Genomic DNA, 367 nt, shown 5'->3' on the forward strand with positions numbered 1-367 from the left:
TTTTTGAAATTCTCTAAAGCTTTTCTTTTTTCTAAATCGATTTGAAGTATTTTTTGCATTGTTTTTCCTTTTGTTTTTATTTTACTTTAAATATTTTTTTATTTTGATTAAATTACTCTTTTATATTATGCTCTTTAGCATAAGCTAGTATCTTAACTCTTAAATCCTCTGGAAAATTATATCTATAAATAGCAGGAATTCTTGGGTCAAGAAGTTTATCAAGCTTATGTCTTTTATAAATAATTTCTAGTCTTTCAGGGCTATAGTATCTTGGAGCATTAGGATAGCCTTGAGGAGGAGTTAAGGCTGCTAGTTTGGCGCTTAATACTAGGGTATCCATAGTCAGTTTAGCAGATCTTTCATCTCT

Annotated in this window: 1 pseudogene; it reads right to left on the reverse strand. The window is 28.9% G+C overall.

The annotated features are described in order from the left end of the window. Positions 1-112: 112 nt before the first annotated feature. Positions 113-367, reverse strand: a pseudogene (locus AJ889_RS09725) (hypothetical protein); the annotation flags it as partial.

This window comes from Campylobacter sp. BCW_6468, from assembly GCF_001762865.1.
Taxonomy (GTDB): domain Bacteria; phylum Campylobacterota; class Campylobacteria; order Campylobacterales; family Campylobacteraceae; genus Campylobacter_D; species Campylobacter_D jejuni.